This window comes from Methylorubrum sp. SL192 (assembly GCF_026672325.1).
In the GTDB taxonomy this organism is placed as follows: domain Bacteria; phylum Pseudomonadota; class Alphaproteobacteria; order Rhizobiales; family Beijerinckiaceae; genus Methylobacterium; species Methylobacterium extorquens.
On record NZ_JAPPQV010000003.1, the window covers coordinates 3,963,651 to 3,985,315 of the forward strand.

Consider the following 21,665-nt stretch of genomic DNA (forward strand, 5'->3'; position numbering starts at 1 on the left):
TCGACCTTCGGACGGCGCCCTCCCCGGCGAAGGGGAAGGGCGCCGTCCGGCGACCTCAGGTGCTGAGCTGGTCGCGCAGCGGCAGCTCGCGCACCCGGCGTCCGGTGGCGGCGAAGACCGCGTTGGCGATGGCCGGCGCGACCGGGGGAACACCCGGCTCGCCGACGCCGCCGAGCGGGCTGTCGTAGTTGTTGGACGGCACGAGATGGACCCGCACTACCTTCGGGGCGGCGTCGATGCGCAGAACCTCGTAGCCGTCGTAGTTCGACTGCTCGGCCCGGCCATTCTTGAAGGTGATCTTCGAGGTGAGCGCGAGGCCCATCCCCATGACCACCGCGCCCTCCATCTGCGAGCGGACGCGCTCCGGGTTCACCTGCGGCCCGCAATCGACGGCGATGTCGATGGCGTGGACCTTCACCTGGCCCTTGTCATCGACCTCCACCTCGGCCGCGACCGCGGTGTAGGTCACGAAGCTGTAGTGGCCGGCGATGCCGAGGCCCCGGCCCTTCTCCAGCTTGCGGCCCCACTTGGCGCCGTCGGCCACCGTCTCGATGACACGGCGCAGGCGGCCGGTATCGACGGGGTAGCGCTTCGGATCCTCGCCGTAGTTCCAGACGTCGCCGATCTCGGTCGGGTCGATCTTCCGGGCGGGGCCGATCAGCTCCAGCAGGTAGTCCTTCGGATCGCGGCCCGCGGCGTGCGCGAGTTCGGCCACGAAGGACTGGATCGCGAAGGCGTGCGGGATGTTCGAGACCGAGCGGAACCAGCCGATCCGGGTATGGGCGGAGGCTTCCGGGTTCTCGAAACGCAGGTTCTTCAGCGCCAGCGGGTTGTTGACGAGGCCCATGCCGAGCTCGAACGGCAGCTCGTGCTTCGGGTCGGGCGCGAAGATCGAGCCGATCGTCGGCGCCACCGAGCGGTGGAGCCACGCCACCGGCATGCCCTTCTCGTCGACGCCCGCCTCGATCCGCTCGACCGAGATGGTGTGGTAGTAGCTGTGCTGGATGTCGTCCTCGCGGGTCCAGACCAGCTTGACCGGCTGGCCGTCCACGGCCTGCGAGCAGAGGGCGGCCTCGACCACGTAGTCGGGCTTCGACTTGCGGCCGAACCCGCCGCCGAGCAGCGTCACGTTCACCCGCACCTTGTCGGCCGGCAGGTTGAGGCGCTTCACCACCCGGTCATGGGCGGCCTGCGGCCCCTGCGTGCAGGCCCAGATCTCGCAGGCGCCGTCCTTGATGCGGGCGACCGCGGCCGGCGGCTCCATCGGTGCCTGGGCGAGGTGGGGCACGAAGTACTCCGCCTCGAACTTCGCCTTGGCGGTCTTCATCGCGCCATCGACGTCGCCGGCGACGCGCACGACCTTGCCCGGTGCGCGGGCGGCCTTCTCCAGCTCCTTGCGGAAGGCGGTGGTGTCGTAGGACGCGTTCGGGCCGTCATCCCAGGTGATCTTCAGGGCCTCGCGGCCCTTCATCGCCGCCCAGGTGTTCTTGGCGATCACCGCGATGCCGCCGAGCGGCATGAACTCGGACGGGATCTCGCCGCCCTCGATCTTGATGATCTTGACGACGCCCGGGACCTTCTTGGCCTCGGTGTCGTCGAACGAGACGACCTTGCCGCCGTAGACGGCCGGACGCGCGACGAGGGCGTAGAGCATGCCGTCGAGCTTCACGTCGAGGGCGTAGATCGCCTTGCCGGTGGTGATGTCGTGGTTGTCGATCAGGCCGATCTTGCCCTTGCCGATGTAGCGGAAGGCTTCCGGCTTCTTGAGCTGAACGCTCTCGCGGGCCGGCACCGGCAGGGCGGCGGCCGCCTCGGCGACGTCGCCGTAGCCGAGCGTGCGGCCGGACTTGGTGTGGGTCAGGACGTGGTTCTCGGCCTTCACCTCACCCGCGGGCACACCCCATTGCTTGGCGGCGGCCTGGATCAGCATCAGCCGCGCGGCCGCACCTGCATGGCGGAAATGCTGGAAGAAGTGGCGGAGCGAGCGCGAGCCGTCGGTGTCCTGGTTGCCGAAATGAGTCTCCTCACCCCAGGCCTGGACCACCTTCACCTTCGACCAATCGGCCTCCAGCTCGTCGGCGACGGTGAAGGCGATCGAGGTGCGAACGCCCTGGCCCATCTCGGAGCGGTGGTTGGTGACGGTGACGGTGCCGTCCTTGGCAATCGCGACGAAGACCTTCGGATCGTCGCGCCAACCGTTCGGCATGCCGTCGGCACCGAACTTCTTCGCCTTCTGCTCCTCGGTCTGGCCCTCGTCGGCCTTGGCACGGTCCGAGAGCGAGAGGGCGAGCACTAGGGCGCCCATGCCGCCGAGGATGCCGCGGCGGCTGACATTGTCGATCCGGACCGGGCCGGCGGCGTTCTGCGAGGCGGCGAGTTCGGCCATCAGCTTGGCTTCGTGAATCACAGGCGATCTCCCTTGGTGGCGGGCGCCTGACCGGCAGCCTGATGGATCGCGGCGCGGATGCGCGGATAGGTGCCGCAGCGGCAGATGTTGCCGCTCATGTTCTCGTCGATCTGCTGGTCGGTCGGCTTCGGGCTGTCCTTGAGGAGGGACGCCGCCTGCATGATCTGGCCGGTCTGGCAGTAGCCGCACTGGGCGACGTTGAGGTCGCGCCACGCTACCTGAACCGGGTGGTTGCCGTCGGGCGAGAGCCCTTCGATCGTCGTGATCTCCTGGCCTTCCGCCGCGGAGACGGGGGTGATGCAGGCCCGCGCGGCGGTTCCGCCGAGATGGACCGTGCAGGCGCCGCACTGGGCGATGCCGCAGCCGAACTTGGTGCCGGTGAGTCCGAGTTCGTCGCGCAGGTACCAGAGCAACGGCATTTCGGGATCGCCGTCGAAGCTGCGTTCGGCTCCGTTGACCGTGAGTTTTATCATCGCTGTCATCTGCCGTTTCAGGATGGAGGGCGCGCGAGCGGAGGGAATGCCCGCCCGGCGGCCAGATCGATCTGCCGTCCCCAGGGATGCCGTACCGGGACCGGCCCGAAGCCCGACAGGCGGGTGGGGCGGTGCCGTGGCGACCGGTTTCACGGGCAAAGCCGTCCGGCTCTTGGTGTGCCTGCCGTCGGCCACAGCGTTTTCGCTGCGCCAGGACGATGCGGAGGCCGCAGGACGGCCTCAACTGCATTTCTTATCTGGAATTAATCAGAACTAGGATGCTCTGGCAATCGCGCGACTCGGTTGTGTCCGTCACATCGGGGTCACGGGGCGGGTATCTGCCGCGGTCCGGGCGATCGCCTGAAACCGTCTGTGCGGTCGCGCACACGAGCTCTGTAGCAAATGCTGGTTCGGTCGGCCCGATACTCAGCGACGCTCGTGCTCGGCTCTCAAGGCTGCGGGCAAGGCCGTGTACCACGCGGCATAGGGCGTGTTGGCGATCATGCGCCGGTTGAGGTCGGGTGCGCCGTCCGTCCACCAGACCGGACCGCGCTCGCCGAGCCCATGCTTGGCCGCATCTACGGCCGCGCGGGCGCGCACGAGGGCCGCCTCGTCGCTGGAGCGCTTGGCAGCGCGCACGGCGCGGCGGGCATCCATCAGGTCGCGGACCAAGCGGTCGCGCTGCGTCGGTTCGAGATCGGGCCGATGGCGCCGCCACAGCCGGCCATGCACGACGATGTAGCGCCCATCCGGCGTTTCCAGCACCCGCATCGCCGCTCCTTCGCCCTGATTGGTGGCGTGCATTCTCAAGCGCATTCCGACGAAGTGGTCACGGTTCGTCGAAGGAATGCGCGTCAAATAAGGACTGAGAGTCGTATCCGCCCAGATGCAGGCAGGCCCGATACGACTCTGAGACACCCTGTCGCCGATCCCGAATTCTGCGACCGCGACGGTCTCGCCGAGGTATCATGCAAGGGATCGAGACGGGGACGCGTGGCCTCGGGTGAAGGTTCCGGGTCGGCGCCTCAGGCAAAGTCGCCGATCTTGTCGGCGACGATGTCGGGCGCGGTCACCGAGGCGTGGCCTGCCTGCCAGAGACGATGATCGTCCGAGCCCGACATGTGCGGATTGCTCTCCGCCTCCTCGCGCCGCTCGCCGGCCCGGCGGCCATCGCGATAGGCGGGCTCCTTGGTCTCGTCCCAGTCGATGCCGATACCGTCCATGGTGCCCCCTCCTCTCGCGATCAGCAGCCCTCGCGCCGGCAAAATGTATCGCTGCCCGCACTGATGGCGAGGGGCGCGCCGGAACAACCGCGCCGCGCTGCCCGCCAAGCGCGGTTTGCGTTCGGACGGGGTTCACTTAAGCCGCGCTTGGTGTCTCTCACAGAACGCCCGGCGCGCCGTCATCCCCGATGAGGTAACGGTCGGTGACCGAGAGTTTCGTGAGACACGCTGAAGGCTGCCTCCCGCCGGAGACGGGACGGGGTGGCGCGCGTTTCATCCGTGAATCCGCACGGCCGGCCCGGCCGGCAGGATCACCCAACACCGAGTACGGCCCCGAGGACGCCCGATGAGTCGCCTGGACGAACTGAAGAACGACCCCGCCTTCCGCCAAGCCGTCCTCGCGGTGCGCGGCGCGGCCAGCACCCTGAGCGGGCGGGCGATGACCCATGAGGAGGCCGAGCTGCTGGTGAGCTTCGCGCTCGCCACCTACGCCAATGCCGGCGGCCTCGCCGAGCCGAGCCTGAGCCGGCTCGCGCGCTTCGCCGGCAAGGTCGAGCCCCATGAGAGCTTCGAGAGCATGATGAAGCACTGAGGCCAATAAGAGGTAACGGGGGGCGACGAGCCCCCCTTGCCTCTCGCCCTCAGCCGAACGCGCCGACCTCGTGCTGGATGATCCCCGAGATCTCCCGCACCCGCTCGAACATCCGGCGGATCGGTCCGAACAGGGTGTTGTGCTCGGTCTCGTAGGTGCCGACGTCGCGCGGGCCAGGCGGCTCACCGAAATTCAGGCCGAGCGTCGGGTCGGGCGTCACGGGGTAGATCTCGTCGAGCAGCTTCAGGCAGCCGTCGATGTCGAGGCGCAGGAAGCGTTCCAGCAGCGCTTCGCGGGTCAGCCCGGCCTGCGGGCGAAAGCTCGGAATGTGGGCGGCCAGGAACCAGATCCGGTGGATCAGCGCGAGGCGGATCGCGTGGAGCAGGGCGAGCCGGGTCGACATGGTCGCGAGATCCGGCGCCGCCGCCTGGAGCGAGAGCCCGTCGCAGGTCAGCCGTCCGAATAGGCGGCGTAGGTCGGGCGAGAGGTTCAGCCGCTCCAGCGCGGCGGCGATGGTGACGAGTTCGTCGCGCCGGACGTCGCGCCGGGTGCGGCGGGCCCGCTCCAGCCACACCGCCGGATCGAGCGTGTCGATATAGGCGCGCATCACGTCGAGGTCGCCGACGCTGGCGGCGTGCTGCACGAGGCGGAAGGCGCGCGAGAAGCGCACAGAGTTCGTCCGCATATGCCGGAACAGTTCCGGCGCCCGGTGCGCGGCGCGGCCGACGCCGTGCAGCGAGTTCGCGAGATAGCCGAGCTGCTGCAGGATCGCGTTGTTGGGGATCGCCCGCATCTGCCGCGGATGGGTGATCGCCGCCGGCCCGCCGCCATCCGATTGGCGCGCGACGGGGCGCGAGCCGGTGCGGTCGATCAGGCTCGGGCCGAAGGTGCCGAGAAGTGCCGCGTAGCCGCGATCATCGACCAGGGTTTCCATGTCCTGGCGGACGACGCGGAAGAACTCGGCGGCAAAATCCGCCTCCTCGTAGATCGGGTCCGTGGTGGGGGCCGCGGCCCGGTCGTTGAGCGCGTAATCGGCGAAGGCGTCGTCTTCGGTCAGCGCGTCGGCGAAGACGTGCTCGGCGATGCGCGCCACCGTGGCGCCCGCCAGTTCGGGCGAACCGAACATCAGGTAGCCGTCCGAGCCCTGGAAGCTCGATTCGAGCCGCTCGCGGATGCCCGCCTTCGCGTTGCGATGGCGCGCATCCTCCGGCGCGAGATAGGCGAGGCGGTCGCGGAGGCTCGTCGGGTGGGCGCCCCGGCCGATCGATTCGCCGTGGGTATCGAAGATGACGAGTTCGATGTCCGACAGGCCGTTCTGCGTCATCAGCTCGGTGATGCGCAGGCGCAGACGCTCGATCCAGAAGGTGGCTGCCAACTGGCCGACATAGCGCCCGGAATCCGAGTAGCCGAACTGGACCGAGAGCCGGCCGAGCCGCTTGAGGTGGGCCCGCCAATGCGGGTTGCGCAGGGCGTCGTCGAGGACGCGGATGCCCTGTTCGAGCGCGCTCGCGGTCTCGAACAGCGGCGTGATCTCGAGCTTGTCCGAGATGCCGTAATGGCGCGCCAGCCAGAGCGCGGCGAGCAGGGTGTAGCCGGTCTCGGTCTCGGCGATGAGGAAGCGCACCGGGTGGGTGCCGTCGACATGCTTGAGGATCTGCGTGATCGTCATCATCAGCCGCGCGGCCGAAGCCCGCTCGGCGGCGAGCGCCCCGAAATCGACGGGCACGGGGCGCACGTCGTTGAGCAGCGTGTTGATCGCCGAGAGGTGCGAGCGCCTCTGCGCCGCGTCGGTCGGCTCGCCCTCCAGATCGATGACCCGGCGCACCGCGTTGTGGATCTGGCTGGCGTTGAGCCGGAAATGCGGCAGGGCGTTCGAGAGGCCGTGGGCGGCAATGCCGGAGCGCAGCACGGCGATGGTGCGGCAGTCCGCATCGGTCTCGGCGGCACCGATCGCGGCGGCCAGCCCGGCCAGGATCGGCCCGGCATCGGTCTGCGCCCGCTCGCGCTCGATGATGAGGGCCAGCGCGAAGCGGTGGACCGCCTCCAGCGAGGGCTTGGTGCCGAGCAGCGGCGCGCCCGCGAGCTGACGCTCGACGGCGTCCCGCGCGCCCGCGGTCAGCTCGCGCACCACGCGGGTGGCAGGGATGTTGGGCAGCTCGCGCATCAGCCGGTCGAACTGCATGCGCTTCGAGATCAGCCGGTAGCGCATCGTGTCCCACCAGCCGATATCGGTGCGACCGTCGGTGTCGCAGCCGACCCAGCTCGCGATGGCCAGCGGCTTGGGCACCAACTCGGTCCAGCGATCCGGCCAGCGGGCGCGGGCGGCATCGAGGATCGCGCCGTTGAAGGCGTCGATCGCCGCGCGGCCGTGGTTGGCGGCGACGCAGGCCTGCTCGAACTCGTCGTCGAGGGTGATCTGCGGATCGGGCCGGGTCGAGCGGGCGGCGGCCTCGCCGATGATCGGCGCGCGCCGGTCGGCGTCGGCGAGCGAGGCGGCCCGCGCGATCAACGCGGCCACGGCCCGCGGCATGCCGAAGGTCGGATGCGCCGTGAACACCGCCGCAAAAGCGGTGCGGCCGACGCGCTCGCGGAACGTCTCGAAATCGCCCGAGCCCCGCGCCACCGCCGCCACGAGTCGGTTCGCGACCTCGACCGCGGGCGCCGCCTCCCCCGTGGCGGCGTCGGCGTCAAGGCCGACATAGGCGCGCAGTCGCTCGGCCCGGTCTGTCAGCGCCCGCCGCCGCAGGGTGGCGAGCAGGGCGTCGAGATCCGGTTCGCCGATCTCGTCCCGGTCGAGTTGGCGGGTGATGGCCAGCGTCACGGCGAGAACGGGGTTGCGGAACGGGTCCTCGCTCGCCTGCTCGCGGGTGCGGGCGACGAGGTCGAGAAGCTCGGCTTCCAAATCGCGATCCACGGGCCGTGCGGGCGCGGCCGTCGGGTGCCCGGATGCGTGGGTCGAGGGCTGCGGCGGGCCGGAGCGGGGGTCTTCGAGGGGCATCGAGCGTTCCTGGACGTGAGCGGCCGGTGACCGTCGGACGGCGGCGATTACGCGGTTCTCACCCTTCGGCCCGAGACGCAAGGACCGTTCCGGCAAGGGGGGTAGACCGGGTTGTGGAGGGGCGAGATGCCGGCGGGATCGCGCGGCCTCGATCGCGAAACGGGCCTCCGACCCTCGCCCTCTCCCCCCGCGCCGGCTCGGCAAGGCCGAAGCCTGCTGCGCGTGCAACGGCACGCGATCCGGTCTAAGGTCGGGCCGATCATGGAAACCCTGGTGATCCTTGCCGCGGCGGCGGCGACCCTGCTCGCCTGCGTCTTCGTGGTAACGCTCTCCAAGGGGCCGCGCCGGCCGCCCCTGCGCCTTCCCCGCGAGGAGGAATGGGACGACGATGCGGATGCCGTCGTGAAGGCGCTGACCCCGTCCCAGCCCAGCCCGATCGACCGCGGGGCGCAAGTGCTCGACGCCCGATTACTCGATGCCCAAGTGATCGATGGCGATATTATTGACGGTCACGTCATCGACGGCGAAACGGTCGATCCGCCCAAGGGCGGAGAGCCCCGAAAGTTCCAAGCGGAAGAACTCGATAGCCGGATGCTCGATCAACTTCTCGACCAGCAGAATCAAGTGCTGAAGCAGGCGCTCGAGCCGGACGCGCTGCGGCCGTCCGAGGCGAAGGACCGGGCAGCCCGATGAGGCGGGCCGGCCTGCTCGCCGCTGTCGCGGCGGCCTGGATGTCACTCGTTCCCGGCCTGGTTTCCCCGGTCGTGGCACAGGACGAGGCAGCCTCGGACCCGGCCCCCGCCGAGGCGGTTCCGGAGGCACCCAAGCGCAAGATACGGCCCAAGCCCCGCCCGAAGCCGCAGGCCAAACCCGCGCCGGCCGAGACCGCGCCCGCGAAAGCCGCCGACACGCCGCCCGCCGAGCCGGCCGCGAGCCCGATTCCCTCCGCCGTCCCCTCGCCCACGGGGATGAACTTTGCCGCGCCGCCGGTCGCCTGCGATCCGGGCCAGGCCGTTCACTATCAGGGCGACAAGAACCTCGAGCTGTGGGTGACCCGCAGCGGCCGCATCACCATCGACAACCCCCTGCGTCCACTGACGCCCGACGTGACCCGCGTGCTGCAGGTCGTGGTCGCCGGCAAGGTCGCCACCGCCTACGGGCCGGACCTGCTGTCCCTGCGCCGGGGTGCGTCGCCGGCTACGCTGGAGGGAACCATCGGCGGCCGGATCCAGTGGGATGCCTCCATCGTGGCCCTCCCCGATAGCCTGCCGATCAACGCGGAGACGGGCAAGCCCCTGGCCGAGCTGCGCTTCCTCGAATGCGGCACCGCGCCCTCGGGCAAGCTCCTGCCGCCGCCGAAGGCCCGCCGCATGGCGCCGACCCCCGAAGCTGTCGCGGCGGAGGCGGAGAAGGCGGAAAAGGCTGCCAAGGCCGCTGCGCAGGCGGCCGCGAAAGCCGCGAGCGTGGGCCGGGCGGTGCATCCCCCGGCCGGCGGCGCCCCGCAAAATCTCACGCCGCCGCGGATGCCGGGCTCGGCCTTGCCGCAGGGGGCGATTCCCTGAACGGAGCCGTGATCCTCGTGGTGGGCGGGGCCGGCGCCTTCGGGTCGCGGCTCGTCGCCGGGCTCGCCGCGACCACCGATCTCCGCGTGATCGTTGCCGGCCGCGATGTCGCTAAGGCGGAGGCCGTGGCCCGCACTGTGCCGGACGGACGCGGGCGGGCGGTACGCCTCGATGCGACGGAGGTGGATGCAGCGCAGTTGCGGGCACTCGGCGCGACAATCGTGGTGGACGCGGCAGGGCCGTTCCAGGGCGGGGCCCCGGTGCTCGCCCGCGCGGCGATCGAGGCCGGCCTGCCCTATCTCGACCTTGCCGACGGCCGCGACTTCGTGGCGGCCTTCCCCGCCCTCGACGCGGCAGCGCGGGCCAACGGCGTCGTTGCGCTGACCGGTGCCAGCTCGACCCCGGCCCTGTCGAATGCGGCGCTCGACGCGCTCACCGCGGGCTGGCGCACGGTCGAGACGGTGCGGGTCGCCATCGTGCCGGGTAACCGGGCGCCGCGCGGCCTCTCGGTGATGCGGGCGATCCTCTCCTATGCCGGGCAGCCGGTGCGGGTGCTGCGGGCCGGAACGTGGCAGAACCGGCCCGGCTGGGGCCTGCTCAGCCGGATCGCGGTGCCGGGCCTCGGCCGGCGCTTCGCCAGCCTGTGCGAGACGCCCGACCTCGACATCCTTCCCGCCCGTTTCCCCGCTTTGCGCACGGCCCTGTTCCGCGCCGGGCTCGAACTGCCCCTGCTGCATCTGGGCCTGAGCCTCGCGAGCCTGCCGGTGCGCTGGCGGCTGCTGCCCTCGCTCGTGCCCCTCGCCCGCCCGTTCCTGGCGATCGCCGGCTGGCTCGACCGCTTCGGCAGCGACCGCGGCGGCATGAGCGTCGAGGCTTTGGGAACGGACGCGACCGGGAGGCCGGTCCGCGCGGTGTGGAGCCTCGTCGCGGAGGCCGGCGACGGGCCGTACGTTCCGACTCTGCCCGCGCTCGCCGCGATCCGCCGGCTCACCGATCCGTCCGCCGCGCCAATTCCACCCGGCGCCCGCCCCTGCGTCGGCGTTCTGCCGCTCGAAGCGATCGAGGCGGAGATGGCACGCCTCGCCATCCACACCCGTCGCGACACCGATCACCCCGTGCCGCTGTTCGAGCGGGTGCTCGGGGACGGCTTCGCGCGGATGCCCGAAGCGTTGCGCGCCGTGCACGGTGCGGTGGGCGATGGCGCCTTTCGCGGCCGGGCCGCGGTGATGCGCGGGCGCGGCCCTCTGGTCGCGCTCGTCGCCGCGCTGTTCCGGTTGCCGCCCGCCCTGGAGGATGGGCCGATCCGCGTGACGATGGAACCCGACCTCGACGCTCGCTCGGAACGCTGGACGCGCGGTTTTCCGGATCGCCGCTTCGCCAGCCGGATGCAGCGCGCCGGCCCCGACGGGAGCGGGCGGGTGCGCGAGCATTTCGGCCCGTTCGCGATGGATCTCGCGGTGAGGGCCCATGCCGACGGGCTCGACATGGCAGTGACGGGCTGGCGGTTCGGCCCGCTGCCCTTGCCGCGGCTCTTGCGGCCGACGACGCAGGCCAGCGAGCGGGTCGATGCGCAGGGCCGCTTCCGCTTCGACGTGGCCCTGTTCCTGCCGTTCCTGGGGCTGCTGGTGCATTATCGCGGTTGGCTGGTCCGCTGCGACGAGAGGGAAGAAGAAACGCCATGAGCGACACGCAGACGGCCGCGCAGGTGATCGATGCCCTTGGGTTGAAGCCCCACCCGGAGGGTGGGCATTACCGCGAGACGTTTCGCGACCCCCGCACGGTCGAGGGGCGCTCGGTCGGTACCGCGATCTACTATCTGCTCGGCCTCGGCGAGACTTCGGCTTGGCACCGGGTGGATGCGGCCGAGATCTGGCACTGGCATGCGGGTGCGCCGATGGTGATCACGATGAGCCCCAACGGCCACGACGCCTCGGCCCACCATCTCGGGCCCGACCTCCTCCGCGGCCAGCGTCCGCAACTCGTGGTGCCCGCAGGCCATTGGCAGACGGCGACCAGCCTCGGCGCCTGGACGCTCGTTGGCTGCACGGTCTCGCCGGGCTTCGAGTTCTCCGGTTTCGAGATGGCGCCCGAGGATTGGCGCCCGACCCCGCGGAGTTGACGGGCAACCGGAGGTCCGCCCGGCGCGCTGTTCTACCTTGAGTTGATGACATCATGCCGCAGCACGGAAGGCGCGAGTTGGGCGTTGCCGGTTAAGGCCGCGACGCCTTCGACCCTTTGCCAGGGAGACCTCCGTTTGCGCATTCCCTCTCACTCCCGCCGGCTGTTCCTGGCCGGAGGAGCCGCCGGCCTCGGCGCCGCCATCGCCGGCAGCCGCGCCGCCGCGCAGGGCGGCGGGAACGGCATCCCGACCGGGCCGGTCGGGCGGCCCGAGCCGAAGCTGGAGGCGGAGCCGCCCCTGCCGCTCGACCGCCAAGTCGGCTGGGCGGTGGTCGGCCTCGGTGACTATGCGCAGGGCTATGTCCTGCCCGCCCTCGCCCGTGCCCGCCGCTCGCGGGCGGCCGCCCTCGTATCGGGCAGCGCCGAGAAGGCGAAGGGCGTGGCCGCGCGCTACGGCGTGAAGGAGAGTGCGCTCTACGGCTACGACACCATGGGCCGGCTCGCCGAGAATGACGCGGTCGGTGTCGTCTACATCGTCACGGCCAATTCCACCCATGCCGAGCTGGCGGTGAAGGCGTTCGAGGCGGGAAAGCACGTCTTCTGCGAGAAGCCGATGGCGAATTCGCCGGCCGAGTGCCAGCGGATGATCGACGCCGCCAAGGCCGCCGGCCGCAAGCTGATGATCGCCTACCGGGCGCATTGGGAGCCGCACAACCTCCGCGCCAAGGAGATGCTCGACGCGGGCGAACTGGGACAGGTCTGGTTCGCGACGTCCGACCATCACCGGCCCCTCGACCCCGCGCTTCCCCGCGACCAGTGGCGGATGAAACGGTCGGTGGCCGGCGGCGGCTCGCTGGTCGATATCGGGATCTACAGTCTCAACGGGCTGCAATGGTTCTTCGGCGAGAGCCCGAACGCCGTCGCGGCGTCGATGCAGGCACCGCCCGACGATTCCCGCTTCGCGGAGGTCGAGAACGTGTTCACCGCCGAACTCGCCTTCCCCTCGGGCCGGCGGGCGACGATCTCCTCGGGCTACATGGCCAACAAGAAGCGGATCGACCTCTGGGGCGACCGGCTCGTCGCCACCCTCGATCCGGCCACCGCTTATCAGGACAACCGCCTCGTCGTCTCGAACGCGAAGAGGGCAGAGGAAATCCTGACGAAGGAGACGAGTGCTGCCCAGTTCACCGGCGAGATCGACCATTTCTCGCAAGCCGTGACGGAGGGCACGGAGATCAGCACGCCCGGCGAGATGGGCCTGCGCGACGTGCGCCTGATCGAGGCACTCTACCGGGCCGCCCGCGAACGCCGCTGGCTTGATCTCAACCCGGACATGACCGTGCGCGGCGCCTGATCGTCTCTCACGAAACGCCCGCTGCGCCGCCGTACCCGGACGGGACGCGATCGTTGATCGGGCGTTTTTCGAGGCTTTCCGACACCCAGTGGAGCCGAACGATGCCGTTTCTCATCGCCGCCGCGGCCGCCATCGCGGGTATCCTCAACACGGTGCAGTCGGGCGCCAACGCCTCCCTGAACAAGGCGCTCGATCAGCCGATCCTCGCGGCCCTCGTCGTCACCGCGGCCAATGTCGCGGTCTATCTCGCGGCCGCGCCCTTCATCGGGATCGGCTGGCCGGGGAGCCAGCGAATCGCGAGCGTGCCGTGGTGGGCGTGGCTCGGTGGAGCGATGGGCGCGACCTACGTACTCGCCACGATCTTCATCGCCGAGCGGCTGGGTGCGGCCGTGTTCACCGGCATCACGGTGACGGCCGCCATCGTCACCTCGGTCCTGCTCGACCATTTCGGCTGGGTCGGGTTCGCCCAGCACACTGCCGACCCCTGGCGCATCCTCGGCTGCGCGCTGATGATCGGCGGCCTCGTTCTCGTCTGCCTGCGCTGACGCGGCGGCCCTTCGCCGCCAGGAAGCACCTTGCCGGATCGCGTGACGCCGAGATCGGCCAGAAGCCGCTCGTCGAGACCGCACAGGTCTTCCGCGATCGGCTCACCCCGCCGGTCGCGCGAGGCCGTCGGCCAGTCTCGATGCCATCCGGCCACGAGACCGGCGATCCCCCGCTGGAGGGTCCGTCCAATCCATCCGATCATGTCTGCCTCCGCTGTTGCAGCGGACAGGATGGGGCGTGGCACGCGATGAATCGAACGAATTGATTTTGCGGAAACGGTGAGGAATGCTCATCGCAGAGGCTGGGCCGTGGCAGCAGGATCATCGTCGCCGTGAATGCGCTCAATCCGTCGAACCTCGATCTCGATCTCATCCGTACCTTCGTGACGATCTGCGAGACCGGCACCTTCGCCCGCGCGGCCGAGCGGGTCGGGCGCACGCCCTCGGCGATCAGCCTTCAGGTCAAGCGCCTGGAGGAGCGTCTGGGCCGGGCGCTGTTCCTGCGGCAGCCGCGCGCCGTCGTGCCGACGGCGGACGGCGAGGCGCTGCTCGGCCTCGGCCGGCGCCTGCTCGCCTTGAACGACGAGGTGGTGACCTTCTTCGATGCGCCGCCGATGGAGGGGCGGGTGCGCTTCGGCGCGCCCCACGATTCCGGCCTGTTCGCCCTGCCGGCGATGCTGCGCCGCTTCGCTGCCACCCATCCGCAGGTCGAGGTCGATGTCCGGCTCGATGCGAGCCGCCTTCTGGTAGAGGCCATCGCCGACGGCGCGCTCGATCTCGTGCTCTTTGCCGGCCATCTCCCGTCGGACCGAGCGGCGCAGGTGGTGCATTCGGAGGATCTGGTCTGGGTCGGCCTGCGCGGCGGCCTCGCCGAGGCGCGCCGGCCCCTGCCGCTCGCGCTCTGCCAGAGCGGCTGCACGTGGCGGGCGGCGGCGCTCGACGCGCTCGATCAGGCGGGCATCGCCTACCGGGTCGCCTATACGAGCGAGCATTGCCAGGGACAGATCGCGGCGGTGGAGGCGGACCTCGCGGTGGCGCCGCTCCCGTTGAGCGTCGCGCGACCGCCCTTCCAGCGGATCGCGGCCCTGCCGCCGCTCGGCAGCTACGACGTGCTGATGCGCCTGCGCGACGGTGCCGGGCCGGCGGCGCGGGCGCTCGCAGGCCATGTGGCGGACAGTTTTCGCGATCTTCCCGGCCTCGGCAGCCGCCTCTTCGCCTGAACGCGTCAGAGCGTCACGAGAATTTTTCCGAACACCTTTCGCGATTCCAGGCGCTCCAGGCCGCTGGCGAAATCGGCGAGCGGCAGCACCGTGTCGATGACCGGGGTCAGGCCGGCGGCCATCTTGTCGAGGCTCTGGCTCATATTGGCGATGCGGCAGCCGAACGAGCCGGTGATGCGGTATTGCTGCTGGAACAACTGCATCAGGTTCATCTGCACCGAGACGCCCGAGGTCGAGCCGCAGGTGACGAGCCGCCCGCCGCGCTTCAGGCAGAGCAGCGAGCCGTTCCACGTCTCGGCGCCGACATGCTCGAACACCACGTCCACGCCCTTGCGCTTGGTCAGCCGCCGCACCTCACCCTCGAAGCGCTCCTCGCGGTAATTGACGACGTGGTCGGCGCCGAGCGCCTTCGCCTTCTCGCCCTTCGCGTCGTCGCCCACCGTCGTGTAGACGGTGCAGCCGATCGCCTTGGCCATCTTGATCGCCGCCGTGCCGATGCCCGAGCCGCCGGCATGGATGAGGATCGACTCGCCCGGCTCCAGCCGCGCGTTGTCGAACAGCATGTGCTGCACCGTGCCGAAGGCGATGCCGGCGCAGGCGGCCTGGACGTGATCGACGCCCCCCGGCACCCGCACCACGAGGCGGGCCGGCAGGTTCACCCGCTCGCGGGCGAAGCCGTCGAGATGGAAGCCCATCACGCCCGAGACGTCCTCGCACAGGTTGTCGCGCCCCTCCTGGCAGGCGCGGCACCGGCCGCAGGTCAGCGCGCCGTAGGGCACGACCGCATCGCCGACGGAGAGCCCCTCGACGCCCTCGCCGACCGCCGCGATCTCACCCGCCGCCTCCGCGCCGACCGTGAGCGGCAGCTTGCGCTTGGCGAAGGCCATGCCGCGAAAGCCCCACACGTCGATGAAGTTGAGGCCGACCGCCCGGACTCGGATCTGCACTTCGCCCGGTCCCGGCGCGGGCGGCGGCTCGACCTCGGTGAGGCGCAGATCTCGGTCGCCGAAGAGCTGGAGGGCTTGCATCAGGATCGAACTCGTCTGGCGTTGAGGAGGTGGGCGCGGCGTACGAACCGGGCCCGGCCGGGGTCGCCCGACGCCGTACCGCGAAACAGCGGGCGCCGGGAGCCCCCTCCCGCCGCAGCGCATCAACGATGCGCCGACCGGTTCGACGGACGGCTCTTCTCGATTCCGCGAGACACCGTTGCGCGATTGACGCGGGGCGCCAGGTGACTTTTGGATCAGAGCATGTCTTTCACATAAGGATGTGTCGAGTAGGCAGCGAGTGGCCAACCGGTGCGGGAATGTCCGCGCGTATTCGTGCCTACGATTGGGCACGGACACCTCTTGGCGCCATTGCTGATTGGCCGCAGAGTTTGAGGACGATGGTCGAGTTGATGCTCGGCTCTCCTTTGCCGGCGGCGATCGCCTGGGGTCCTGAACTTACGGTAATCTATAACGACGGTTTCAGCGCGATCGACAACTTCAGCGATCCGCCGCCCCTTGGCCGACCGTTCACGAAAGTCTGGCCAAAGCCGGAAAGCGACGGAATCGTCGACTCGATACGACAGGGGCAGGCCCGTCAGATCATTGATCGCTACTGGGATCTTCCCGCGCGGACGGAGCGACCTTTCGGCTGGTTCACGTCCCAGTGGACGCCGTTGCGGGACGAAGCGGGAGGCTTCGCCGGGTTCTATCTCGCGGCCTTCGAGACGACCGATCGCGTCCTCGTCGAGCGGGCCTTGCTCGAGCGCGAGGAGCAGCAGGCCTTCGTGCTCGGCCTCAGCGACGCGCTGCGCCCCCTGGCCGATCCGCTCGAAGTCCAGGCCGTGGCCTGCCGCTTGCTCGGGGAGCACCTTCAGGCGGACTACACGTACTACCTCAACCTGTACGAGGCGGAGGGTTTCGCGATCATCGCACAGGATTTCGCGCGCGCGGGTCTCCCCTCGCGAGCCGGGAAATATCCTCTCAGCCTCGTCGGTTGGGCGATGCCCCATCAGGGCCAGGGCCAGCCGATCGCGATCACGGACGTGCAGACATCCCCCCTGGTCCCGGACGACTGCCGGGAGAGGGTGCTGGCCGATCGTGTCGTGAGCCTGCTCGGCATTCCGCTGGCGAAGCAGGGCCGCCTCGTCGGCGCACTTGCGCTCTCCATGACGACGCCGCGGGAATGGACCCCTGCGGAGATCGCGCTGGCCACCGAGATCGGCGAGCGCACCTGGGCGGCGATGGAGCGGGCCCGCGCGGAGAAGACGGCGCGCGAGGCCGACATTCGCCTGCGCACCCTGGCCGATGCCGCACCCGTCCTGATCTGGGACGCGGATTCGAGCGGCACGATCCTCGTCAACGACCACTATCTCGACTTCTTCGGTGTCGGCTTCGAGGCCGTGGCGGGGTATGGCTGGCAGAAGTTCCTGCATCCCGAGGATGCCGAGCGACACCTTTCTCTCTTCCAAGAGGCGTTCGCGCAGCGCCATTGCTTCACCGACGAGGCCCGGCTCCGCCGTGCCGACGGGCAGTACCGCTGGCTCAGCACGTCGGGCCGGCCGCTGGAGGACGGGCGCTTCGTTGGCGTCTCGATCGACGTCACCGAGCGGCGCCTTGCCGAGCAGCGCGTCAGGCGCAACAACGCCGTCCTCCAGGCGATCAACCTCGTCTTCAGCGAGACGCTCGGCGCCTCCTCGGAGGAGGAATTGGCGCGCATCTCCCTCGAAGTCGCCGAAGAGCTGACCGGCAGCGCCATCGGCTTCATCGGTGAGATCAATGAGACCACCGGGCGCCTCGACGGCCTGTTCTTCAGCGACCGGAGCCGGGCCCGCTACGCCGCGCACGCATCGGAGGGGGATGACGGCTTCCCGATGGGCAAGTCGGCGCTGGGGCTTGCGATTCACGGCATCTACGGGCGGGTGTTGCAGGATGGCACGGGCGTCATCGTCAACGATCCCGCCTCCCACCCCGACCGCGTCGGCACGCCGGCCGGCCACCTGCCGCTGACGGCCTTCCTCGGCGTGCCGCTGAAGCAGGGTGACCGGACGCGGGGTCTGATCGGGCTCGGCAACCGCCCGGGCGGCTACCGGCCGGAGGACCTTGAGGCGGCGGAGGCGCTGGCGCCCGCGATCTGGCACGCCCTGCGCAGCAAGCGGGCGGAGCTGCGCCTGCGCGAGAGCGAGGAGCGTTTCCGGCAATTCGCCGAGGCCTCCTCCGACGTCCTCTGGATCCGCGATGCGGAGACGTTCGAGATGGAGTTCGTCAGCCCGGCGCTGCGGACGGTCTACGGCATCGAACCCAACGTGCTCGGCCCTGAGATCCGGCGGTGGGCCGGCCACATGCTGCCGGAGGATCGCGAGAACGCCCTGCAAAACCTGCAGCGGGCGGCGACCGGCCAATCGCTGCTGAACGAGTTCCGCATCAAGCGGCCGAGCGACGGCGCCTTCCGTTGGATCCGCAGTACGCTGTTCCCCCTGCGCGACGAGCAGGGCCGGGTGCGGCGCATCGGCGGTCTGTCCTCCGACATGACCGAGGCCAAGCTGCTGATCGGGCATCAGGCCGTGCTGCTCGCCGAATTGCAGCACAGGGTGCGCAACATCATGGCGGTGACCCGCTCGATCGTCGCCCGCACGGGCGAGCGGGCGGAGACCGTGTCCGATTACGCGTCCCTGGTGGGAGGGCGCCTCCTGACGCTGGCCCGCGTCCAGGCCCTGCTGACCCGCTCTCCCAATGCCGGCGTGCCGGTCGCCACCATCGTCCGCGACGAGATCGATGCCCAGGATCTGCGCGCGGACCAGTACGATCTGTCCGGACCCAAAATCGAACTCTCGCCTAAGGCGGCGGAGATCCTGACGCTCGCCGTTCACGAACTGGCGACCAATGCCCTGAAATATGGAGCCTTATCGGTGCCGGATGGGCGCGTGCGGGTGAATTGGTCCTCGTTCGAGAAGAGGGGCGAGCCCTGGCTCGGCTTCGATTGGGCGGAGGATGGCGTGCCGGAAGCGAAGATTGCGGACGAGCGTGAGGCGAATCGTCGCACCGGTGCGCGCCGTGGTTTCGGCCGCGAACTGATCGAGGGGCGCCTGCCTTACGAACTCGGGGGGCGCGGTCGCCTGGAGATCGGTCCGGAGGGGGCGCGGTGCCGCCTCGAATTTCCGCTCCGTGACGGCGCCAGCATCCTTGAAACCGATGCCCCGCAACGAGCGACCGTGTTCGGAGGAGCGCTCGACATGACCGGCGAACCAGATTTGAGCGGCTATCGCATCCTCGTGGTGGAGGACGATTACTATCTCGCCACCGATACGGCACGCGCGCTCCAGGGAGCGGGCGCGGAGGTGGTCGGCCCCTGCCCCAGCGAAGAGGCGGCGCGCGAGGCGCTCGATGAAGGGGCGCTGGCGGCGGCGCTGGTGGATATCAATCTCGGCTCAGGGCCGTCCTTCACCCTGGCGGCCCTGCTTCGGGAGCGCGGCGTGCCGTTCGTGTTCATCACCGGCTACGACGAGGGGGTGATTCCGCCGGATTTCGCCGATGTGGAGCGCCTCCAGAAGCCGGTCGAGCTGAAACGCGTCGTCAATTTCCTCGCCGACACGCTGCAAGCGGCGCAGTGAGACCGTCACGCCTCGCAGTTCGGGGACGCCGCGTCGGTCTTCGTGGTCCGGGACGTCGGCGCAGGGCTCAATCCGGCGTCAAGTAGCGCCGCCGCGCCCAGCCGAGGGTGCGGTCGAACTTCACCCGGCACCATGTCAGCCCGCTCGGCGTCTCGTTGGTGCAGCCGAAGCCGAGCACCCGGCGCCCGACCGGGATCTGTCCGAGGGCCGGCGCACCCGCATCCGGCGTCTCGCGGATCGTCAGGCTGTCGTCCCGCGGCAGGCCCTCGACACGGAAAGGCTCGGCGCCCCAGGCTGAACCACCGCCTGCGAGCAGCAGGGCAAAGGCGAGGCGGGGCAGGGAGCGAGACATCGGGGGCCGGTTCAGGTGCGGTGGATGCCCATCATCGCGGTCAACCCGCCATCGACGGGCAGCACCGCGCCGGTGATGTAGGCCCCGCCCTCTCCGATCAGGAAGGCGGCCATCGCCGCGACCTCTTCCGGCTTGGCGAAACGTCCGAGCGGGATCTGGCGCTCGATCCCCTCGCGGTGGCTGGCATAGGCCGCCAGCATCTCGGTATCGATGAAGCCGGGCGCGATGACGTTGACGGTGACGCCGCGCTTGGCCGACTCGATCGCCAGCGTGCGGCAATAGGCGATGAGGGCGCCCTTGGTCGCCGCGTAGGCGGCATTGCCGGCATTGGCCTGAAGCGCGGCCACCGATCCGATGGCGACGATGCGGCCGGCGCGCGCTCGGATCATCCCACGCACCAGCGCCTTGGCGATCCGGGTCATCGACCAGAAGTTCACCTGCATCGCCGCCTCGGCCCGCTCACGGTCGAGCATGGCCGCCAGGGCGTCCGCCGACTGGCCGGCGTTGTGGACGTAGCCGTAGAAGCCCTGGCCCTCGGCCCACTCGCAGAACGCCTCCACCGCGTCGCGGTCCGACAGGTCGAGGGCGCGGGCGGTGACGCTACCTTCGCCATGCATCGGCACGAGCTCGTCGGCGAGCGCCTGCGCCCGCTCCGGCGAGGATCGATAGGTGAAGGTGACGGTGTGGCCGGCGGCCGCCAGGGCGCGGACGGTGGCCGCACCAAGGCCGGAGGCGCCGCCGACGACGAGGACGGATTTTCTTTCGTCGCTCATGTCCGCACTCATGCCGGCTCGTCTCCCAGGACGAGGCAGGTGTTCTGCCCGCCGAAGCCGAAGGAATTCGAGAGGATCCGCGAGACGCGGGTGTCGCGGGCGGTCCCGACCACGTCGAGGAGCAGCGCCGGATCGGGCACCGCGTAGTTGATGGTCGGCGGGATGCGCCCCTTCTGGATCGTCAGCAGCGACACCACCGCCTCGATCGCACCGGCCGCGGTGAGCGTGTGGCCGATCATCGACTTGTTGGAGGAGATCGGCAGGCGGGCCACGCGCTCGCCGAACACCGCCGAGCAGCCGAGCGCCTCCATCTTGTCGTTCTCCGGCGTCGAGGTGCCGTGGGCGTTGACGTGATCGATGGCCTCGGGCGTGACGCCGGCGTCGTCGAGGGCCGCGCGCATCGCCGCGATCACCGGCGCGCCGTCGGGGCTGGAGCGGGTCCGGTGGAAGCCATCGCCCTTCTCGCCGCAGCCGAGGACGTACCCGAGGATTTTTGCCCCGCGCGCTCGCGCCGACTCGGCACTCTCCAGCACCAGGGCGGCGGCGCCCTCGCCCATGACGAAGCCGTCGCGGTTCTTCGAGAACGGCTTCGAGGCGCCCTCCGGCGGATCGTTCTGCGTCGAGAGCGCCGAGAGCAGCGAGAAGCGGATCAGCGATTCGGGATTCACCGAGCCGTCGGTGCCGATGCAGAGCGCGGCGTCCATCTCGCCCCGGCGGATGGCCTCGACGCCGAGCTGGATCGCGGTGGCGCCCGACGAGCAGGCCGTCGACAGCGAGATCGGCGAACCGCGGGTGCCGAACCGGTCGGCGAGCCGGTCGGCCACCGTGCCGAAGATGAACAGGTCGTGCCACGCGTCAAAACGGCGGGACGCGGCGGCGCGCTGGAGGCCGGCATAGGTCACAGCATCCGGTTCGCCCGCGGCCTCCGCCAGAGCCTGCCGCTGCGGCCATTCCATCTCGACCGGCGGCACCGCCACGAACAGCCCGCCCGGAAAGCCCGCGCCGATGCCGGACTGCGTCACCGCCTCCTCGGCCGCCACCATGGCGAAGCGCTCGGACAGGAGCGGGGCCACTAGGGGGTCGGTGTCGAGGAAATCGACGGTGCCGGCGATGCGGGTGCGCAGGCCCTCGGTGGGGAAGCGGCTGATGGCGCGGATGCCGGAGCGTCCGGTCGTCAGCGCGTCCCAGTTCTCGGTGGCGCCGCGGCCGAGCGAGGTGACGATGCCGAGGCCCGTCACCGCGACGAGCGGGCGTCCCAGGGCATCGTGGGTGGAGGAGGAGCGCGGTTCTGGCATCGGGGCCTCAGACCATGGTTTCGGTCGGCACGCATCCGGACCGCCGCGACGGCGGTCTCCGAAGCGGCGGACACTCGTTCTCGCATCGCCATCGTCCCGAAAGCCGGCAGCCCTCGGGATGATGCGCTAGAGCCGTATCCGGCCTGATTGCATCAG

The 21,665-nt window shown here is 70.1% G+C and carries 18 protein-coding genes; 9 read left to right on the forward strand and 9 right to left on the reverse strand.

From position 1 onward, the window contains the following. Positions 1–55 precede the first annotated feature (55 nt). The 4 genes from OVA30_RS19190 to OVA30_RS19205 form a co-directional block, all read right to left on the reverse strand. Positions 56–2,407 carry a xanthine dehydrogenase family protein molybdopterin-binding subunit gene (locus OVA30_RS19190; RefSeq protein WP_268176413.1) on the reverse strand — a complete coding sequence of 784 codons (2,352 nt, stop codon included), beginning with the start codon at positions 2,405–2,407 and terminating at the stop codon, positions 56–58. Further along, a complete protein-coding gene (locus OVA30_RS19195) occupies positions 2,404–2,880 on the reverse strand; it encodes a (2Fe-2S)-binding protein (RefSeq protein ID WP_003601627.1) in 477 nt (158 codons plus the stop codon). Before OVA30_RS19195 ends, OVA30_RS19190 begins: the two co-directional genes overlap by 4 nt. A 426-nt stretch (positions 2,881–3,306) precedes the next feature. After that, a complete protein-coding gene (locus OVA30_RS19200) occupies positions 3,307–3,651 on the reverse strand; it encodes a hypothetical protein (protein WP_003601624.1) in 345 nt (114 codons plus the stop codon). 254 nt (positions 3,652–3,905) lie between these two features. After that, complete coding sequence (locus tag OVA30_RS19205; RefSeq protein WP_268176414.1) at positions 3,906–4,103, reverse strand: hypothetical protein; 198 nt, start codon at positions 4,101–4,103, stop codon at positions 3,906–3,908. 346 nt (positions 4,104–4,449) lie between these two features. Between OVA30_RS19205 and OVA30_RS19210 the strand changes: the two genes are divergently transcribed. Beyond that, positions 4,450–4,695 (forward strand): hypothetical protein, encoded by a 246-nt coding sequence (locus tag OVA30_RS19210; protein WP_003601620.1) that lies wholly within the window; start codon positions 4,450–4,452, stop codon positions 4,693–4,695. Positions 4,696–4,744: 49 nt separating this feature from the next. Here the strand turns inward: OVA30_RS19210 and OVA30_RS19215 are convergent, their stop codons facing one another. Beyond that, positions 4,745–7,693, reverse strand: a complete 2,949-nt coding sequence (locus tag OVA30_RS19215; protein ID WP_268176415.1) for a phosphoenolpyruvate carboxylase — start codon at positions 7,691–7,693, stop codon at positions 4,745–4,747. 222 nt (positions 7,694–7,915) lie between these two features. On the opposite strand from OVA30_RS19215, the gene OVA30_RS19220 reads away from it, so the two are divergent. The 7 genes from OVA30_RS19220 (at position 7,916) to OVA30_RS19250 (ending at position 14,492) form a co-directional block, all read left to right on the forward strand. Continuing rightward, a complete protein-coding gene (locus OVA30_RS19220; protein WP_268176416.1) occupies positions 7,916–8,386 on the forward strand; it encodes a hypothetical protein in 471 nt (156 codons plus the stop codon). Then, positions 8,383–9,255, forward strand: a complete 873-nt coding sequence (locus OVA30_RS19225) for a hypothetical protein (protein WP_268176417.1) — start codon at positions 8,383–8,385, stop codon at positions 9,253–9,255. The genes OVA30_RS19220 and OVA30_RS19225 overlap by 4 nt, the downstream gene beginning before the upstream one ends. 8 nt (positions 9,256–9,263) lie before the next feature. Beyond that, positions 9,264–10,937, forward strand: a complete 1,674-nt coding sequence (locus tag OVA30_RS19230) for an SDR family oxidoreductase (protein WP_268176418.1) — start codon at positions 9,264–9,266, stop codon at positions 10,935–10,937. After that, on the forward strand, positions 10,934–11,374 hold the full coding sequence (locus tag OVA30_RS19235; RefSeq protein ID WP_012255609.1) for a cupin domain-containing protein: 441 nt from the start codon (positions 10,934–10,936) through the stop codon (positions 11,372–11,374). Before OVA30_RS19230 ends, OVA30_RS19235 begins: the two co-directional genes overlap by 4 nt. Before the next feature lie 135 nt (positions 11,375–11,509). After that, a complete protein-coding gene (locus OVA30_RS19240; protein ID WP_268176419.1) occupies positions 11,510–12,727 on the forward strand; it encodes a Gfo/Idh/MocA family protein in 1,218 nt (405 codons plus the stop codon). Positions 12,728–12,828: 101 nt separating this feature from the next. Next, complete coding sequence (locus OVA30_RS19245) at positions 12,829–13,272, forward strand: DMT family transporter (RefSeq protein ID WP_253387244.1); 444 nt, start codon at positions 12,829–12,831, stop codon at positions 13,270–13,272. A 332-nt stretch (positions 13,273–13,604) separates the two neighbouring features. After that, a complete protein-coding gene (locus OVA30_RS19250; RefSeq protein ID WP_268176420.1) occupies positions 13,605–14,492 on the forward strand; it encodes a LysR family transcriptional regulator in 888 nt (295 codons plus the stop codon). Between the two features lie 5 nt (positions 14,493–14,497). Here the strand turns inward: OVA30_RS19250 and OVA30_RS19255 are convergent, their stop codons facing one another. Beyond that, on the reverse strand, positions 14,498–15,520 hold the full coding sequence (locus OVA30_RS19255) for a zinc-binding dehydrogenase (RefSeq protein ID WP_268176422.1): 1,023 nt from the start codon (positions 15,518–15,520) through the stop codon (positions 14,498–14,500). Between the two features lie 359 nt (positions 15,521–15,879). Between OVA30_RS19255 and OVA30_RS19260 the strand changes: the two genes are divergently transcribed. Further along, on the forward strand, positions 15,880–19,089 hold the full coding sequence (locus tag OVA30_RS19260) for a GAF domain-containing protein (RefSeq protein ID WP_326493621.1): 3,210 nt from the start codon (positions 15,880–15,882) through the stop codon (positions 19,087–19,089). Positions 19,090–19,156: 67 nt separating this feature from the next. Here OVA30_RS19260 and OVA30_RS19265 read toward each other — a convergent pair whose 3' ends face one another. From OVA30_RS19265 to OVA30_RS19275, 3 genes are read right to left on the reverse strand one after another with little or no spacing between them, the layout of a single operon-like run. Beyond that, entirely contained in the window at positions 19,157–19,441 is a 285-nt protein-coding gene (locus OVA30_RS19265; protein ID WP_003601891.1) for an SH3 domain-containing protein, read from the reverse strand. An 11-nt stretch (positions 19,442–19,452) separates the two neighbouring features. Further along, positions 19,453–20,226: an SDR family NAD(P)-dependent oxidoreductase gene (locus OVA30_RS19270; protein WP_003601890.1), complete on the reverse strand. Its 774-nt coding sequence runs from the start codon at positions 20,224–20,226 to the stop codon at positions 19,453–19,455. Further along, positions 20,223–21,509: a beta-ketoacyl-ACP synthase gene (locus OVA30_RS19275; protein WP_003601889.1), complete on the reverse strand. Its 1,287-nt coding sequence runs from the start codon at positions 21,507–21,509 to the stop codon at positions 20,223–20,225. The genes OVA30_RS19270 and OVA30_RS19275 overlap by 4 nt, the downstream gene beginning before the upstream one ends. Positions 21,510–21,665: the final 156 nt, after the last annotated feature.

Excerpts from the sequence above, each read along its gene's own strand:
- OVA30_RS19195 (WP_003601627.1), bottom strand. The coding sequence starts at position 2,880 with ATGATAAAACTCACGGTCAACGGAGCCGAACGCAGCTTCGACGGCGAT.
- OVA30_RS19200 (WP_003601624.1), bottom strand. The coding sequence starts at position 3,651 with ATGCGGGTGCTGGAAACGCCGGATGGGCGCTACATCGTCGTGCATGGC.
- OVA30_RS19205 (WP_268176414.1), bottom strand. The coding sequence starts at position 4,103 with ATGGACGGTATCGGCATCGACTGGGACGAGACCAAGGAGCCCGCCTAT.
- OVA30_RS19210 (WP_003601620.1), top strand. The coding sequence starts at position 4,450 with ATGAGTCGCCTGGACGAACTGAAGAACGACCCCGCCTTCCGCCAAGCC.
- OVA30_RS19215 (WP_268176415.1), bottom strand. The coding sequence starts at position 7,693 with ATGCCCCTCGAAGACCCCCGCTCCGGCCCGCCGCAGCCCTCGACCCAC.
- OVA30_RS19225 (WP_268176417.1), top strand. The coding sequence starts at position 8,383 with ATGAGGCGGGCCGGCCTGCTCGCCGCTGTCGCGGCGGCCTGGATGTCA.
- OVA30_RS19235 (WP_012255609.1), top strand. The coding sequence starts at position 10,934 with ATGAGCGACACGCAGACGGCCGCGCAGGTGATCGATGCCCTTGGGTTG.
- OVA30_RS19245 (WP_253387244.1), top strand. The coding sequence starts at position 12,829 with ATGCCGTTTCTCATCGCCGCCGCGGCCGCCATCGCGGGTATCCTCAAC.
- OVA30_RS19255 (WP_268176422.1), bottom strand. The coding sequence starts at position 15,520 with ATGCAAGCCCTCCAGCTCTTCGGCGACCGAGATCTGCGCCTCACCGAG.
- OVA30_RS19260 (WP_326493621.1), top strand. The coding sequence starts at position 15,880 with ATGGTCGAGTTGATGCTCGGCTCTCCTTTGCCGGCGGCGATCGCCTGG.
- OVA30_RS19265 (WP_003601891.1), bottom strand. The coding sequence starts at position 19,441 with ATGTCTCGCTCCCTGCCCCGCCTCGCCTTTGCCCTGCTGCTCGCAGGC.
- OVA30_RS19270 (WP_003601890.1), bottom strand. The coding sequence starts at position 20,226 with ATGAGTGCGGACATGAGCGACGAAAGAAAATCCGTCCTCGTCGTCGGC.
- OVA30_RS19275 (WP_003601889.1), bottom strand. The coding sequence starts at position 21,509 with ATGCCAGAACCGCGCTCCTCCTCCACCCACGATGCCCTGGGACGCCCG.